The sequence below is a fragment of the Promicromonospora xylanilytica genome (genome assembly GCF_054782895.1).
This window is the reverse complement of record NZ_BAAGRP010000016.1, coordinates 23,189-39,531: the sequence shown is the minus strand read 5'-3', so window position 1 is coordinate 39,531 and position 16,343 is coordinate 23,189. Positions and strand designations below refer to the sequence as shown.

The following is a 16,343-nucleotide window of genomic DNA, read 5'->3' as shown; positions in this document are numbered from 1 at the left end:
CCCGGGCGGCTCACTTGCCGAGGCGGTTCCAGAGGAACGTCCAGTGGGTGGCCGCCATGTACGCCGCCTGCGCGTTGTTGGCCGCGCCGCCGTGACCGCCCTCGATGTTCTCGTAGTACGTCACGTCCTTGCCGGCGGCCAGCATCAGCGCGGCCATCTTGCGGGCATGGCCGGGGTGCACGCGGTCGTCCTTGGTCGACGTCGTGAACAGCACCGGCGGGTAGTCGCGTGTGGCGTCGAACAGGTGGTACGGCGAGAAGGTCCGGACGAACGACCAGTCGTCCGTGTCCGGGTCGCCGTACTCGGCCATCCAGGACGCGCCGGCGAGCAGGTGCGAGTACCGCTTCATGTCCAGCAGCGGCACGCCCACGATGATCGCCCCGAAGAGCTCCGGGTATCGCGTGAGCATGTTGCCGGCGAGCAGGCCGCCGTTCGAGCGGCCCTCCATGCCGAGCCGCGCCGGCACGGTGATGCCGCGCGCGACGAGGTCGCGCGCGACGGCGGCGAAGTCCTCGTACGCGCGGTGCCGGTGCTCCTTCAGCGCGGCCTGGTGCCAGGCCGGCCCGTACTCGCCGCCGCCCCGGATGTTCGCCACGGCGTACACCCCGCCGCGCTCCAGCCACGCGCGCCCCACGGTGCCGGAGTACCCGGGCAGGATCGAGTGCTCGAACCCGCCGTACCCCCACAGCAAGGTGGGTGCCGGCCCGGCCTCGCCCGCGACGAGGTCCGCCCGGCCGACGACGAAGTAGGGCACCCGCGTACCGTCGTCCGACTCGGTGAACTGCTGGCGCACCTCCAGCCCCGCCGCCTCGAAGTAGGACGGCGCCGACTTGAGCACCTCGGGCGCTGCCGCCGCCTCTCCGGGTCCTGCGTCCCGGGGCCCCCGCGAGGTACCGGAGCGAAGCGAGGACACTTCGTGGGGTGGGGCGACCGTGGTGCGTCCCAGCGTCGACGGGGTCAGGTAGCCGGTGGTGACCACCCAGACGTCGTCGGAGTCGACGACGTCCACCGCGCCCACGCCGACCGTGAGCAGCTCACCGCCCACGGGGAGCTCGGAGCGTGCCCACTCGCCGCCCGGGGTGGCCGCCGTGGGCGGGGTCAGCACGTGCAGCAGGTTCTTCACGTCGTCGAGCACGTTGAGGACCAGGTGGTTCCGGGTCCAGGTGATCCCGGCGAGCGACGCCGTCGGCGTCGGCTCGAAGAGGACCGTCAGCTCGCGGGACCCGGCCATGAAGTCGTCGAAACCCACGGCGAGGAGCGACCCGGCACGGTAGGTGGTGTCACCGAGCGTCCAGTCGTCCCGCAGACGCACCAGCATCCACTCCCGGTGCAGGCCGACGTTCGCCGAGTCGGGCACGTCGATCTTCGTCAGCGTCTGCCGGGGCGTACCGACCTCCGTGGCGAGGTAGGTCTCGCTGGCGTAGAAGCGCAGGGCGCGGTGGACCAGGTCGCGCTCGAAGCCGGGGGTGTGCGAGCGGGAGGCGCTGATGGACATGTCCTGCTCGGTGCCCTCGTAGACGAGGGTCGCCTCGGCCAGCGGCGTGCCGCGGCGCCACCGCTTCACCTGCCGCGGGTAGCCCGACGGCGTCATGGTGCCCGCGCCGAAGTCCGTGAACACGTACACGGTGTCCGGGTCGACCCAGGACATCCCGCCCTTGGCCTCCGCGCGGACGAACCCGCCCTCGCTCTCCGGCACGAACCGCTTGGTGACCAGGTCGAACTCGCGGGTGACGTCGGAGTCGGAACCGCCGGGCGACAGGTCGACCAGGGCGTGCCTGCGAGGCTCGCCCGCCGCGACCTGCTCCGGCGTCGGGCGCAGGACGCTCGCGCCGTGCCAGACCCAGCTCTCGCCCTCCTGCGCCGCGAGGGCGTCGAGGTCGAGGACCGTCTCCCACTCGGGGGCGTCGGTCCGGTAGGAGTCGAGCGTCGTGCGCCGCCACAGGCCACGCTGGTGCTCGGCGTCCTGCCAGAAGTTGTAGTAGTGCTCGCCCACCTTGGAGACGTGCGGGATCTTGTCGTCCGAGTCGAGGACCTCGCGCACCGCCCGCTCGGTCTCCGCGAAGGCGGGACCGCCGAGCACCTCCGCGCTGTGGGCGTTGCGCTCGCGGACCCAGCTCAGGGCGGCGTCACCGTCGACGTCCTCGAGCCACGCGAACGGGTCGGTGGCCGCTGGGTCGAGGGGGGTGGCCGGCAGAGCGGATCGGGGGGCGGTCTGGGTGTGCTCGACGCTCATGGGGAGCACCCTACGCGGCCGGTAGGTGGCCGGTCGCTGCGTCCGCGGCCGGTGTCCGCTTGCCGTAGGCTGGGCGCTGCGTGCCCGATTTCCGCCGTAATGTGGTGGTATCGGGTCAACGGGGTGCCGCAATCCTCGATGGCACTTATTTTCGCTCGTCGCACCACAGTCGTGCCCTTCCACGCGTGGGACGCGCTGTGGTAGAAACTGCACTCCAGGGGGTTGTTCGCTCCCTCCAGCCGAGTTCGTGGAGCAGGTCCCGGCATTTCGTCGTGTCCGAACTTCCCAAACTCTGACGAGACAACTATTAGGGGGATCGGCTCGGTGAGCTCGATGTCTTCTTCTCCTCCACCCAGCAGGCTGCGTCAGGTAGCGCCCTGGGTGTGCGTCGCCGGCGTGCTTGCCTATGTACTCGTAGCGCCCGTCCTGTTCACTGCCACCGGGGCCTCGTCCACGTGGCCCGCCTGGCTCGTCGGCATCGCCGCCGTCGGGCTCGCCGTGGCCGCCGCGCTGATCGCCGCGCGCTCGTCCCGGGACGATCTCGCGGCGCACGAGGACCTCGTCCTCGCCAACCGCCGCGCCGAGGAGCGTGCCCAGGCCGCCTCCGCGGCGCTCGACGCCCTCGCGAAGGAACAGCTGCCCGCGTTCCTCGACAGCGAACCCGCCCCGCCGCTGCCACACCTCCCCGGTGACGCGGGGGCACAGGCGCGCCTCGACGAGGCCGCCAGCATGCTCGCCCGGGTGCAGGAGGAGCGGGTCGCCCGTCGCGACGCCGTCCAGGTGGCCGTCGTCGCCCTGAGCCGCAAGGTCCAGGCCGCCGCGCACCGCATCCAGGAGGAGGCGGCGCGCATGGTGCAGCGCCACCCCACCGACCCGGACATCCTCCAGACGTCCATGCGCGTGGACCACGCGGCGGCCCAGCAGGCCCGCCAGGCACAGAGCCTCGCGGCGCTGTGCGGCGAGTGGCCCGGTCAGCAGTGGAGCGAGCCGCTCCCGCTGCCCGACGTCGTCAAGGGCGCCGCCAGCCGGATCACCGCGTTCCACCGGGTCGAGGTGTCGGGCGACCCCGGCGTCGCCGTCTCGGCGCGCATCGTGGAACCGCTCATCCACCTCGTGGCCGAGCTCCTCTCCAACGCCACGCAGTCCTCGCCGCCCACCACCCAGGTGCTCGTCTCGCTGCGCCAGGTGCAGCGCGGTGCGGTCGTCGAGATCGACGACTGCGGCGTGGGCCTCGACCTCAAGCAGCTCGAGCAGGCGCGCGACATCGCCTCCGGCAAGCGCGAGATCAGCATCACCGAGCTGGGCGAGATCCCCCAGACCGGCCTGGCCGTCGTCGGCACCTACGCACGGCGCCACGGCTTCCGCGTGGACGTCACCGAGTCGGTGTACGGCGGTCTCCGCGCCATCGTCATGATCCCGGCAGAGCTCACCGAGGCAGTGGTGCCCACGGGCATGCTCACGCCGGCGGCCACCCTGCCGAGCGCGAGCACCCCGTCCACCGGGGTCTCGGCGCTCGCGTCCGGACGGAGCGCCACCGCTGTCGTCGAGTCGCCGCTCGCGCCCGAGCTGCCCACCGCGAAGCCCGCGGAGGACGACGAGTGGCCGGCCCCCGCCGCGCCCGACCCTGAGACCGTGGTCCCTGTCGAGCCGCTGGACGTGCCCGGCGACATGGTCGACGACGAGGAGGAGACGCCCGTGGCCGGTGCCCCGGTGAAGGCCCCTGGCGAGCTGCCCCTGCGTCCTGGGCGAGCCCGCCCGGAGGACGACGAGTTCCCTGAGCCGTCCGCACTCCCGCAGCGGCGGTCACGCCGTGGGGAGGCGGGAGCTCCCGACGACCGGACCAAGACCGCGGAGCCGCGTACCGAGGCTCCCGGTCCCGTGCAATCGGCCGAAGAGGCCGGTGAGTGGATGGGTGCCTTCTTCAGCTCGAGCGAGGCGCGGTTCGGGGACTCACCTGACAGCAGCGAACCGCCGGCTGGAGCCGGTGGACCTTCGGAGGACCGATGACTACGCAGGCCGACGGCATGACCAGCACCGACGGCAACAGCTGGATGCTCGAGCTCATCAGGAGTGTGCGGGGGGTCAAGCATGTTGTGGTGCTCACCTCGGACGGCCTGATGAAGGTTCGGACGGACCAGACCCCGCTCGACGTGGCCGACAAGGTCGCCGCGGCGTGTGCCGGACTCGCGGCACTGGGGATCGGAATGAGCAGGGAGTTCGGAAACAGCGACACGATTCGCCAGATTGTGGTGGAATTCGACGGTGGGTTCCTCTTTGTCCGGGGGGCCGGAGACGGCTCGCGCCTCGCGGTCGTCACCGACTCGGTGATCGACCCGGCGCTGATCGCCCAGCAGATGCAGGCCCAGGTCCTCATGATCGGAGAGCGCACCCTGGGCACGGAGCGGATCACCAGCTGACCCCGCACCGAGCGACGTCGAAGGAAAGCAGTGCTCGGACCTGGCAGGGTTCGAGTGTTCAGGCACCACCAGCTCGACCGATACCTGACCGACCGACAGGGGGCGAGGGGATGGACACCGAGGAGTACCGCGACCACCCGGTGCGCTCGTACGTGCTCACCTCGGGGCGGGCACACCCGTCGCGCAACACGCTGCGACCGGAGACCCTGGTCCGTGCGGTCGAGAGCCGTCCGGTGCTCTCGACGGCGGGCCGGCTGGAACGCGAGCTGGTGCAGCTGTGCCGAGGGACGCTCGCGCTCGCGGAGGTCGCGGCCTACCTGCAGCTACCCGTCAGCCTCGTGGCGGTCATGGTCTCCGACCTGGTCGACTCCGGGAACCTGACGATCCGTTCCAACCATCAAGCGCACGTCCTGCCCGGCAAGGACATCCTGGAGAAGATTCTCGATGGACTCCGCAAGCTCTGACCGCACCGCGCCTGGACAGCACCTTGCGCCGACCGTCGCCCGGTCGGTCAAGGTGCTGGTCGTCGGCGCCTTCGGAGTGGGCAAGACGACCCTGATCGGTGCGGTCAGCGAGATCGACCCGCTGCGCACCGAGGAGCGCATCACCACGGCGAGCGTCGGCATCGACCCGGGGCAGCCGAACAAGGAGACCACCACGGTCGCGATGGACTTCGGCCGGATCACCGTGACCGAGGACATCGCGCTGTACCTGTTCGGCACCCCGGGCCAGCGGCGCTTCTGGGACCTCTGGGCCGGCCTGGCCGACGGCGCCGTCGGTGCGCTCGTGATGATCGACACCCGGCACCTCGAGGACAGCTTCGAGGTCCTCGACCAGCTCGAGCTGCGCACCAAGATCCCGTTCGCCGTGGTGGTCAACCAGTTCCCCGACTCGCCGGCCTACCCGCTGGAGCGCGTGCGCGCGGCCCTGGACCTCCTGCCCGAGACCCCGATCGTGGAGTGCGACGCACGAGACCGGCAGTCCGCCGTGCTGACCCTCATCACCCTGGTCGAGCACGCCATGACCTTCCCGGTGTTCCAGAAGGTCAACGCGTGACGTTGGCCAACAGACTGCATCTGAGGCTGGAAGACGTCTCGGACCGGATGCAGCTGTCGGACATCACGACGGCCCGGGACCCGCACAAGCTGTACGAGCAGCTCCGTGACGAGTGGGGCCCGGTCGCGCCGATGGACCTGGAGCCGGGCGTGCCCGCCTGGCTCGTGCTCGGATACGACGAGGCGAGCAGCGTCATGCGCAACGAGCTGCTCTTCTCCCGCAACTCCCGGAGCTGGCGGTACGTGCAGGAGCGTTCCCTGCCGGCGGACTCCGGCGTCTTCGCCGCTCTCGCCCCTCGGGAGAACGCCTACTTTCTCGACGGGATGCAGCAGCGCCGCCTGCGTGCCCCGCTCGACGACGCCCTGAGCGGTGTCGACGAGAAGCGGCTCGCCCGCACCGTCGCGGTGACGTGCGAGGCGATCATCGACCGCCTGATGCCGCGTGGCGAGGCGGACCTCGTGAGCGAGTACGCGGTCTCCGTGCCCGTGATGGTCATGACCGAGATGTTCGGCATGAGCCTGTCCGACGGGAACAAGATGCACGAGCTCACCGAGGCCGTGTACGCGGGCAAGGAGCGGGCCCGTGAGGCAGCGGCGGAGCAGGAGTCGCTCCTGGCCGTGATCGTGGCGACCCACCGGGCGGAGCCGGGCGAGGACCTGACCACCGCCCTCGTGAACCATCCGAACCACGCGAACGACGTCGAGGTGATGGCCTCGATCGGCGTGATGTTCAGCCTGGGGCACGACGCCGAGATCGCGTGGATCGCCAGCACCCTGCACATGATCCTGACCGATCCGGCCTTCGCGGCCCGCGTGCGGCGCGGCCGTCTCGACCTGGACGACGCGCTGGACGAGGTCTCGCGGCGGCACCCGCCCGCTCCGCACGTGCTGCCCCGGTTCGCCCGGCAGGACTGCGAGCTCGGCGGACGCCGGATCGCCGTCGGCGACGCCCTGGTGCCCGCCGTGGCCGCTGCGAACGCCGACCGGGCCATCCGTACCGACGACCCCTGGGAGGAGCTGGGCAGCCGGTTCCACCTGACGTGGGGAGCGGGCGCGCACGCGTGCCCCGCGCACCGGATCGGCCCTCTCATCGGCCGCATCGCCGTGGACACCCTGCTGCGCCGCATCCTCGACATGGAGCTGACGGTCGCGGCGGACTCGATCAAGATGTCGGTCTCGCCGTGGTCGCGCTACCCGCGCAGCCTCCCGGTCCGGTTCACGTCCCCGGCCACCGAGGGTGGGCCGCGCGTCGAGCGCTGAACCCTACGACGCCTCGGGCGCCCGGGCCACGCTGGTGGCCCGGGCGCCCGACCCGTCTCCGGTCAGGAGTCGACGCGCTCCTTGACGGCGTGCTGGCTGATCCGGGCCTTCAGGCGCGGCACCACGCCCTTGTAGACCGACGGCTCGATCGGCAGGAGCCACTGGATCGCCTGGGCGCGCTGGCTGATGTTCACGCCGGCCTCGTCGAGGGTCTCGTCGATCTGGTGCATCGAGAACGGGATGACGTTGGTGCCACGGGCGTGCTTGCCACCGGTGCGCTTCTCCATCCAGGCCACGCGCTCGGCCACGTGCTTGCGTCGCTCCTCGACCGGGGGCAGGTCGACGACGCCGGCCAGGTATGCGGCGATCCAGATGGCGCCGGCCTCGGCGGACAGCGGCGAGAACAGCGACGAGTTGTAACCGGCGAAGGTCAGGTTCGGCACGCCCTCGGGCAGGATCTGGCGGTAGAGCTGGTAGTTGCCGTTGTCGTCCAGCAGGCGCGCGGACACGGCCTCGTCGAGGAACGGCACCCGCTGGTGGAACCCGGTGCCGCAGACCACGAGGTCGGCGGGGATCCGGTCCCCGTCGCTGAGGACGGCGACGGGCTGCCCGTCCTCGGCCTCGAACCGCTCGATCTCGGTGTCACGGTGCACCGTGATCGCGCCGCTGGCGATCTGCTCGTAGAACCCGTCCGTGGACAGCGAGACGGTGCTGTTCGCGATGTCGGCGAACTCGCCACGGGGGACGAGCCCCAGCTTCTTGAGCTTGAACTGCCAGGTCGCGACCGAGCCGATGCTCGAGAGCATGCTGGCGCGCACCTTGTCGCCCGGGCCGTGCAGGAACCGCTCCATCCCGTTGTCCAGCTCCTGGTAGCGGAACAGCGCCTCGCCCAGGCGGGACAGCAGGAGGTACTTCATGTTGAGGGTGCTCGCGATGCGCTTGGGCATCTTCCACAGGAGGCGTCGGGCCACGACCGTGGTCGACTGCGCCACGGGGCCGATCTCGGCGGCCACGTCGCACGCCGACTTGCCGTACCCGACCACGACGACGTTCTTGCCGCGGGCGTCGTCCAGCGTGTTGAGCTGGCTGGAGGCGACGAGCTTGCCGCCGGCACGGACGAGGTCGGCATAGCCCTCGTACTGCGGGAAGACCGGGTCGGAGAAGATCCCGTTGGCCACGACGAGGTGGTCGAACTTCTCGGGTGCCGAGACCGGGGCGCCGATGCGGCGGGCCGTGACCATCCAGCCGTCCTCCGCGTCGGTAGGCTCGGCGCGGACGACCTCCGTGGCCAGCCGCAGGTGCGGGCGCAGCTCGAACTTCGCGACGTACCGCTCCAGGTAGGCCTGGACCTGCTCGCCCGTCGGCCACTCGGGGTAGTCCCGAGGCATCGGCAGGTCGGAGAAGGCGTAGGAATCCTTGTTGTTCTGCGTCCGCAGGCCGGTGTACCGGCGCGTGGCGCTCCACACACCTCCGACGTCCGGCGCCTTCTCGAAGACGGTGACGTCGTGCTCGAACTCGCGGAGGATCTTCGCGGTGGCCAGTCCTGCGAAACCGGCACCGACGACGGCGATCTTCAAGGGGCCCCTGCTTTCAGTAGATTCCTGGCATTTTTCTCGAATGGTAGCGGGACGCCGGCGGTGTGCGATAGGGGCGGATCGAGGCGAATGCCCAGGTCGGCCACCCCTTCGTCACGGGCAACGGTGCCCGGCCGTCCGGATGTCAGTGGTTCAGTCCATGATTGTGTCTGTGAGCGAGACGACAGGCATCCCGGAAGCCACCGACAGCCCGACCGACGAGGCCGCGGCGCAGCGCCGGTGGGCCGACCTCGTGGCCCGGATCGAGGAGGACCGGCGGGCATACTTCGAGGCCGACGCGCCCGTCTCGTCCGACGCGGAGTACGACCTGCGGATGCGTGAGCTGCAGGAGCTCGAGGCGGCCCATCCCGCCCTCGTGACACCGGAGTCGCCCACGCAGAGCGTCGGCGGTGCCGCGGCGGCGGGGTTCGTCACGGTCGAGCACATCGAGCGCATGCTCTCGCTCGACAACGCCTTCAGCACCGACGAGCTGGCCGTGTGGGCTGAGAAGGTGGGCCGCGACCTGGGCACGGACCGCCCGGGCCTGCTGTGCGAGGTCAAGATCGACGGTCTGGCGATCTCCCTCGTGTACGAGAGGGGGCGCCTCGTACGGGGCGTCACGCGCGGGGACGGCCGCGTCGGTGAGGACGTGACCCGGAACGTGCTGCGGATCGCCCAGATCCCCCAGCGCCTCACCGGCGAGGACCACCCCGACGTGGTCGAGGTGCGCGGCGAGGTGTTCATCCCGGTGGCCACCTTCGCACGGCTCAACGAGCTGCAGGCCCAGCTTCGCGACCGCGCCGTCGAGGAGGCGCGTGAACGTTCCGGACGGCACGCCGGCGCCAGGGAGTTCGACGTGGAGAGGGCGCGCGTCGCGGCCCTGCGCCGGTTCCCGCAGTTCGCCAACCCGCGTAACGCCGCGGCGGGTGGCCTACGACAGCTCCTGGAGAACAAGGACGGGCTCGAGCTGGAGGCAGGCCTCGCCCGCGTGGAGGGCCTGCGCATGTACGCCCACGGCGTGGGTGCCCTGCAGTGGCAGGAGGGCGAGCACGCGGAGCTCGAGCGGCAGTCCGACGCCTACACCCTGTTCGAGCAGTGGGGCATCCCGGTCTCCCCGCACAACCGGGTCGTCGACGGCCTGGACGGCGCCCTGGAGATGATCGAGTACTTCCGCGAGCACCGGCACGACATCGAGCACGAGCTCGACGGGATCGTCCTCAAGGTCGACGCCCTGGCACGGCAGCGGCGGCTCGGGTCGACCAGCCGCGCGCCCCGCTGGGCCATCGCCTTCAAGTACCCGCCGGAGGAGGTCAACACGCGGCTGCTCGCCATCCAGATCGGGGTGGGTCGCACGGGCAGGGCCACCCCGTACGCCGTGATGGAGCCGGTCAAGGTCGCGGGGTCCACGGTGCGTCAGGCGACCCTGCACAACCAGGACGTGGTGCGGGCCAAGGGCGTGCGCATCGGCGACGTGGTGGTGCTGCGCAAGGCCGGTGACGTCATCCCGGAGATCCTCGGGCCGGTGGCCGCCCTCGCCGACGACGGCTACCCGCGCGAGGACTTCGTCATGCCCGCCGAGTGCCCGGAGTGCGGCACGCCCCTACGGCCCATGAAGGAGGCCGACGTCGACCTGCGCTGCCCCAACGCCGAGTCCTGCCCCGCGCAGGTGCGCGGGCGGGTCGAGCACATCGGCTCGCGCGGCGGCCTCGACATCGAGGCGCTCGGCGAGGTCACCGCCGCGGCGCTCACCCAGCCCGATGTGCCCGAGACGCCGCCCCTGGTTACCGAGGCCCAGCTGTTCTCGCTCACGCTCGACCAGCTGCTCCCGATCGAAGCGGTGGTACGGGACGCGGAGACGGGCCTGCCCAAGACGGACGACGACGGCGTGGTGCGCCGCCGCGCTCCCTTCCGCCGCCGGCTGACCCACGGCAAGGCGCAGCGCGCCGAGGCCGAGCAGGCGGGGGAGACCCTGCCGGAGTGGGCACCGTCGGCCAGCGCGACCAAGCTCCTCGACGAGCTGGAGCGCGCCAAGACGAAGGAGCTCTGGCGCAAGCTCGTCTCCCTGAACATCCGGCACGTCGGTCCGGTGGCGGCCCGGGCGCTCGCGGGCTGGTTCGGCTCCGTCGACGCGATCGAGGCGGCCTCGGAGCAGGAGCTCGCGGCGGTCGAGGGGGTGGGGCCGGTCATCGCCGCCGAGATCAAGGCCTGGCTCGCGGTGGAGTGGCACCAGGACATCCTCGCGGCATGGCGTGCCGCGGGCGTCGAGCTCGCCACGCCGGGGCACCCGGGACCCGCCGCGATGGCGGAGGCCGACACCGAGCCCACCGGGCCGCTCGCGGGGCTGACCGTGGTGGTGACGGGGTCGCTGGAGGACTTCACGCGCGACGGCGCCAAGGAGGCGATCATCGCGGCGGGTGGCAAGGCTTCCGGGTCCGTCTCGAAGAAGACCGACTACGTGGTGCTGGGGGAGAACGCGGGCACCAAGGCGGCCAAGGCGGAGGCGCTCGAGATCCCCACCCTCGACGAGGCCGGTTTCAAGGTGCTGCTGGAGGGCGGCCCCGAGGCGTTGTGACGCCACGCCGTCCGTGCGAACGGGGCTGTGCCCGGGACCTGCTCGGTCCGGAGCACAGCCCCGTTCTGGCGAGCCGTGACCGGACGGGGGCAACAAATGGCAACTGGTTGTCGCGGCTGTGTCAGGGACATAACGTCTGGCACGACACAAAGGGCACATCAGTGTTCTTCGTCTCACGGGCAGGCAAACCTCAACGGAGAGGCAGGCTGATGGACCGTATCTCAACCCCCGGACGAACCTCGTACCGGGCCAGCAAGTGGCTCGTCGCGGCAGTCAGCGGCGTACTCACCCTTCCTCTGATCGCCTCGGGCGCCAGCGCCGCGCCGGCAGCCGACGCGGCGGCCGCCGACGCGTGCGTCTACGGCTACTCGGCGAGCTCCTCGGTGTTCTTCGGGGCCGGCGACGCCGCCTCAGGGGTGCCGAACTACGACACCGGCGACGGATGCACCGTCATGGACGAGATCATGGCCGACGCGCCGTTCTCGACCCATGGCGAGTTCACGAGCACCGTCGCCCGGGTCGTGAACGGCCTGGAGCGGGCGGGCGTGCTCACGGACGCCGAGCGCTCCAGCATCTCGCAGGCCGCCGCGGTCTCCGAGGTCGGCGCCCCCCACCCGGTGACAGGTACCCGCTCGGTGGACCTCAGCAGGATCGGCCTGGTGGGCTTCACGGTGCGGGCCACGATGCCCACGGACGCGGAGGGGACCCTCGCGGCGCTCGCCGGGTGCGGCTTCCAGAACATCGAGCCGTCCGGACGCGTCGGCAACTTCTACGGGTACACGTCCGCGGAGCTCGCGCCGCTGACGGACGCCGCCGGGCTGGCGGTGCCCTCCATCGGCGTGAGCCAGTCGGACCTGGAGAACAACCTCGACGGCGTGATCGCCGAGGCGCAGGCGATCGGCGCGCAGTACGTGCGCATCTCGGGTTCCGGCAGCTGGACCCTCGCGGACTACTCGCGGACCGCCGCCGTCCTGAACGAGGTGGGCGCGACGCTCCAGGAGAACGGGATCACCGTGGCGTACCACAACCACGGGTACGAGTTCGAGACCGTCGAGAACGGTGTCAGCGGCTTTGACGTGCTGGTCCGGGAGACCGACCCCGAACTGGTGACCATGGAGCTCGACGTGTACTGGGCCGCGAGCGCTGAGGTCGACGCCATCGAGCTGTTCAACACCTACCCCGGCCGGTTCGAGCTGCTCCACCTCAAGGACATCGCGGCCGACGGATCCTTCGCCGACGTGGGCGAGGGCACCATCGACTTCGCCGAGATCTTCGCCGCCGCCTCGCTGGCCGGCGTCCAGTACGGCTTCACGGAGCACGACCGGCCGAGCCCGGACGGCATCACGTCGGCGTGCACCAGCATCGGCAACCTCGCCGAGCTGCGCTACTGAGCCATGCTGCCGGCCCGCACCCGCGGGCCGGCAGCAGGGCCAGTCACAGGGGAAGGCCGGCCGGCCCGTACGGGCCGGGTGTCAGTGTCGACATGCGCCAAGGAGGAGAACCAGGTGTGGACGCTCTCAGGATTCGCTGACGAGATATCGCCCGACTTCGAGACACAGTGCAGGGTGGCGGCGGCGCTCGACCTGAAGTTCATCGAGCTGCGGAGCGCGTGGGACACCAACGTCCTCGACCTGGACGACGCACAGCGTCAGCGCGTCAAGAGCCTGCTCCGGCAGTACGGGCTCGAGGTCTCGAGCATCGGGTCGCCGATCGGCAAGATCTTCGTGGACGAGGACTTCGACGCGCACCTCGAACGGATGCACCAGGCCGCGTACATGGCCGAGTACTTCCGGGCGCCCTACGTCAGGATCTTCTCGTTCTACGTCCGGCCGGGAACCGACCCGGACTCGTGCAGGGACGAGGTGCTGCGGCGCATGTCCGCGCTCACCAAGCTGGCGACCGCGGCCGGGATCGTGCTGCTCCACGAGAACGAGGAGGGCGTCTACGGGGACACCCCGAAGCGCTGCCTCGACGTCGTGGAGTCCGTGGGGTCGCCCCACCTGACGCTGGCCTGGGACCCGGCCAACTTCGTCCAGGTCGGCGTGCGTCCGTACACCGACGCCTACCAGCTGCTCCGGTCGCACATCGAGTACGTGCAGATCAAGGACACGAGACGCGGCACGGGGGAGATCGTGCTGCCGGGCCTGGGCGACGGCGAGGTGCGCGACACGGTCCGGGCGCTCCAGGCCGACGGGTTCGACGGCTTCTTCTCGCTGGAGCCCCACCTCAGCGAGGCCCACAGCCTCGGCGGCTTCTCCGGGCCCGAGCTGTTCACGGACGCCTGGGAGGCCTTCACCACCATGCTGCGAGCCGAGGGAGTGCCGTACACATGACCGCCGCAGACCCGCCGACCGCCTCGACGACGCCCCGAACGACCAGCACGGAGGACAGCCCGATGACCACCACAGAGGACCAGCGCAAGCGCGCGTCGTCCGCGCCGCCGACCACGCCGGCCGGTGTCACGGCGGTCCCCGGGCGCCAGGGGACCTCGGCCTGGGGACGTCTCGCCCGCCTGGCGGACGCGTCCTGGCGGCCCCTCGTCGTGCTCGGCGTGCTGTTCGCCGCGTGGTGGTTCGTCGCGTGGCGGGAGCTCGTCCCCGCCTACCTCATCCCCTCTCCCGGTGCGGTGGGGGAGACCATGGTCAACGACTGGGCCATGCTGCTCGAGCACACCTGGGTGACCACCCTCGAGACCATCCTCGGCTTCGTGATCGCCGCGGTGATCGGTGTGGCGACGGCGGTGCTCCTGGTCTACTCGAAGACGGCGGAGAAGTCGCTGTACCCGCTGATCCTCTTCGCCCAGGTCATCCCGAAGATCGCCATCGCGCCGATCCTGGTGGTCTGGTTCGGGTTCGGGCTCACGCCCAAGATCGTCCTCGCCGTGCTCATCGCGTTCTTCCCGGTCGTCGTCTCGGCGGTCGCCGGCCTGCGGTCCGTGGACCCGGAGCTGCTGGAGCTGTCGGCGACCATGGGCGCGTCGCGGTGGCGCACGTTCCGCAAGATCCGGTTCCCCGGCGCGCTCCCGCAGCTCATGTCCGGCCTCAAGGTCGCCGTGACGCTGGCCGTCGTGGGCGCTGTCGTCGGCGAGTTCGTCGGCGCCGACCGGGGGCTCGGGTACGTGCTGCTCCTGGCGAGCGGCAACCTCGACGCCCCGCTCCTGTTCGCCGACCTCATCCTCATGTCGCTCATCGGTGTGGTCCTGTTCGTCCTGGTCGAGCTGGCGGAGCATCTCCTGATCCCCTGGCACGCCTCACGCCGGGGCAACGTGGTGCTCGCGGCCTCCTGAGCCTCGTCCACCCCACCTTTCGTCCCGTCGTCTCACATGCCCAGAAGCTCACGGCCGCCCGTCGCGGCGGCCCGATAGAAAGGCCGTTCACATGCGTGCTGCAAAGCTCGGAGTCTCGTTGGCAGTGGTCAGCCTCGCCGTGGCGGGATGCTCGGCCGGCGGAACGCCCACCAGTGCCGCGGAGGGGAACGCCGCGGTGACCGTCACCCTGAACTGGGTCCCCTACGGCGAGCACGCCCCGCTCTACTACGGGGTCGAGCAGGGCTTCTTCGAGGAGGAGGGGATCGACCTGACGATCCAGCCGGGCAACGGGTCCGGGAACACCGTCCAGCAGGTGGCCCAGCGCAACACCGACTTCGGCTGGTCGGACACGCCCCCGCTGGCGAACGGGATCAGCTCCGGCATGCCGGTGCGGAGCGTCGGCGTCTTTCTCCAGACCGGGCCCAGCTCGGTCGAGTTCTTCGCCGACCAGGGCATCACGGAGCCCGCCGACCTGGTCGGCAAGACCGTCGGCGGTACCCCCGGTGACGCCATGTACGGCACCTTCCCGGCCTGGCTCGAGCTCAACGGCGTCGACCCGGCCGACGTGACGGTGGTCAACGTCGACGCGGCAGGCAAGATCGCCGCGCTGATCGAGGGCAAGGTCGACGCCATCCAGGGCTTCCATCACGACCAGGCGCCGACCATCGAGAACCAGTCCGGCGAGGACGTCGAGGCCCTGCCGTTCGCCGACTTCGGGATGAACCTGCTCGGCACCGGCCTGGTGGCGAACGAGACGATGATCCAGGAGGACCCGGAGCTCGTCGAGGCCATGGTGCGGGCCACCTCACGCTCGTTCCTCGAGGCCGCCGACAACCAGGAGGACGCGGTCAAGGCGATGGCCGACAATGCCGAGCAGGCGCCGGAGGAGAGCGTCCTGTCGGCTCAGCTCGCCACCACGATCGAGCTGCTCAACCTCGAGGAGGCGCCGGTGCCCGGCACCAACACGGAGGAGCAGTGGACGGACACCCTGACGTTCCTCTCCGAGAACACGGACTTCGACGGCGAGGTCGCGCCCGCCGAGTACTGGGACGGCACGTTCGGGGGAGACCAGTGATGGCAGCCACCGTCCTGGACGGATCGACGTCGCCCGTGACGACCGACCCGATCATCGAGGTCGAGAACCTCACGATGCGGTTCCGGTCGAAGCGGTCGGAGACCGTCGCCCTCGACGACGTCTCGCTGACGGTTCGCGCCGGTGAGTTCGTCACCATCGCCGGCCCGTCCGGCTGCGGCAAGTCGACGCTGCTCAAGCTCGTCGCCGGGCTCACCCCCGGTTTCGAGGGGAAGGTGCACCTGTACGGTGCGCCGGTCACCCGGCCGCAGCGCGAGATCGGGTTCGCGTTCCAGCGGTCGGCCCTGCTCGAGTGGCGCGGGGTGCGCAAGAACATCCTGCTCCAGGCCGAGATGCGGGGCATGGACCGACGGCTGGCGCAGCGGCGTGCGGACCACCTCATCGAGCTCACCGGCCTGACCGGGTTCGAGAAGGCGCTCCCGCACGAGCTGTCCGGCGGCATGCAGCAACGGGTCGCCCTGTGCAGGGCCCTCCTGCACGAGCCGCGCGTGCTGCTCATGGACGAGCCGTTCGGGGCGCTGGACGCGCTGACCCGCGAGCAGATGAACATCGAGATGAACCGCATCTGGCGCGAGACCGGGACGACGGTCGTCCTGGTGACCCACTCGGTGCCCGAGGCGGTGTACCTGGGCAGCCGGATCGTGGTCATGAGCGCGCGCCCCGGCCGCATCGTCGAGATGCTCGAACCCGGCCTGCCGGACGAGCGCGACTACGGCAGCACGCTCCGGGACCCCCGCTTCGCCCGCGCGGCGGAACGGGTCAGGGACCTGCTCGGGGCCACGCACAGCCCCGAGTAGGCGCACCCGCGAACCGTCACCCCGCGACCTCGAAG

The 16,343-nt window shown here is 70.8% G+C and carries 13 protein-coding genes; 11 read left to right on the top strand and 2 right to left on the bottom strand.

What is annotated here, in order from left to right; all coding sequences use genetic code 11:
* Positions 1-10: 10 nt before the first annotated feature.
* Positions 11-2,233 carry a prolyl oligopeptidase family serine peptidase gene (locus tag ACYVK7_RS15485; RefSeq protein WP_460888616.1) on the bottom strand — a complete coding sequence of 741 codons (2,223 nt, stop codon included), beginning with the start codon at positions 2,231-2,233 and terminating at the stop codon, positions 11-13.
* A 333-nt stretch (positions 2,234-2,566) separates the two neighbouring features.
* Here ACYVK7_RS15485 and ACYVK7_RS15480 point away from each other — a divergent pair, with 333 nt between their 5' ends.
* The 5 genes from ACYVK7_RS15480 to ACYVK7_RS15460 all read left to right on the top strand — a co-directional run bounded on the left by ACYVK7_RS15480 (position 2,567) and on the right by ACYVK7_RS15460 (position 6,965).
* Positions 2,567-4,240: an ATP-binding protein gene (locus ACYVK7_RS15480; RefSeq protein WP_460888615.1), complete on the top strand. Its 1,674-nt coding sequence runs from the start codon at positions 2,567-2,569 to the stop codon at positions 4,238-4,240.
* Entirely contained in the window at positions 4,237-4,650 is a 414-nt protein-coding gene (locus ACYVK7_RS15475) for a roadblock/LC7 domain-containing protein (RefSeq protein WP_460888614.1), read from the top strand. Before ACYVK7_RS15480 ends, ACYVK7_RS15475 begins: the two co-directional genes overlap by 4 nt.
* A 110-nt stretch (positions 4,651-4,760) precedes the next feature.
* Positions 4,761-5,114 (top strand): DUF742 domain-containing protein, encoded by a 354-nt coding sequence (locus ACYVK7_RS15470; protein ID WP_253876932.1) that lies wholly within the window; start codon positions 4,761-4,763, stop codon positions 5,112-5,114.
* Positions 5,095-5,706: a GTP-binding protein gene (locus tag ACYVK7_RS15465; RefSeq protein WP_460888613.1), complete on the top strand. Its 612-nt coding sequence runs from the start codon at positions 5,095-5,097 to the stop codon at positions 5,704-5,706. Before ACYVK7_RS15470 ends, ACYVK7_RS15465 begins: the two co-directional genes overlap by 20 nt.
* Complete coding sequence (locus ACYVK7_RS15460; RefSeq protein WP_460888612.1) at positions 5,703-6,965, top strand: cytochrome P450 family protein; 1,263 nt, start codon at positions 5,703-5,705, stop codon at positions 6,963-6,965. The genes ACYVK7_RS15465 and ACYVK7_RS15460 overlap by 4 nt, the downstream gene beginning before the upstream one ends.
* 62 nt (positions 6,966-7,027) lie before the next feature.
* Here the strand turns inward: ACYVK7_RS15460 and ACYVK7_RS15455 are convergent, their stop codons facing one another.
* Positions 7,028-8,542, bottom strand: coding sequence for a flavin-containing monooxygenase (locus tag ACYVK7_RS15455; RefSeq protein ID WP_460888611.1), 1,515 nt, complete (start codon positions 8,540-8,542; stop codon positions 7,028-7,030).
* 157 nt (positions 8,543-8,699) lie between these two features.
* On the opposite strand from ACYVK7_RS15455, the gene ligA reads away from it, so the two are divergent.
* The 6 genes from ligA (at position 8,700) to ACYVK7_RS15425 (ending at position 16,308) form a co-directional block, all read left to right on the top strand.
* Positions 8,700-11,111, top strand: a complete 2,412-nt coding sequence (gene ligA, locus ACYVK7_RS15450; RefSeq protein ID WP_460888610.1) for an NAD-dependent DNA ligase LigA — start codon at positions 8,700-8,702, stop codon at positions 11,109-11,111.
* Between the two features lie 209 nt (positions 11,112-11,320).
* Entirely contained in the window at positions 11,321-12,502 is a 1,182-nt protein-coding gene (locus ACYVK7_RS15445) for a sugar phosphate isomerase/epimerase family protein (RefSeq protein ID WP_460888609.1), read from the top strand.
* Between the two features lie 114 nt (positions 12,503-12,616).
* Positions 12,617-13,444, top strand: a complete 828-nt coding sequence (locus ACYVK7_RS15440; RefSeq protein ID WP_460888608.1) for a sugar phosphate isomerase/epimerase family protein — start codon at positions 12,617-12,619, stop codon at positions 13,442-13,444.
* Positions 13,445-13,506: 62 nt separating this feature from the next.
* Positions 13,507-14,397, top strand: coding sequence for an ABC transporter permease (locus ACYVK7_RS15435; protein WP_460888607.1), 891 nt, complete (start codon positions 13,507-13,509; stop codon positions 14,395-14,397).
* Between the two features lie 91 nt (positions 14,398-14,488).
* The gene (locus ACYVK7_RS15430) at positions 14,489-15,493 is read left to right on the top strand and encodes an ABC transporter substrate-binding protein (RefSeq protein WP_460888606.1); all 1,005 of its coding nucleotides are present in this window, start codon (positions 14,489-14,491) and stop codon (positions 15,491-15,493) included.
* Positions 15,493-16,308, top strand: coding sequence for an ABC transporter ATP-binding protein (locus tag ACYVK7_RS15425; RefSeq protein ID WP_460888605.1), 816 nt, complete (start codon positions 15,493-15,495; stop codon positions 16,306-16,308). Before ACYVK7_RS15430 ends, ACYVK7_RS15425 begins: the two co-directional genes overlap by 1 nt.
* Positions 16,309-16,343: the final 35 nt, after the last annotated feature.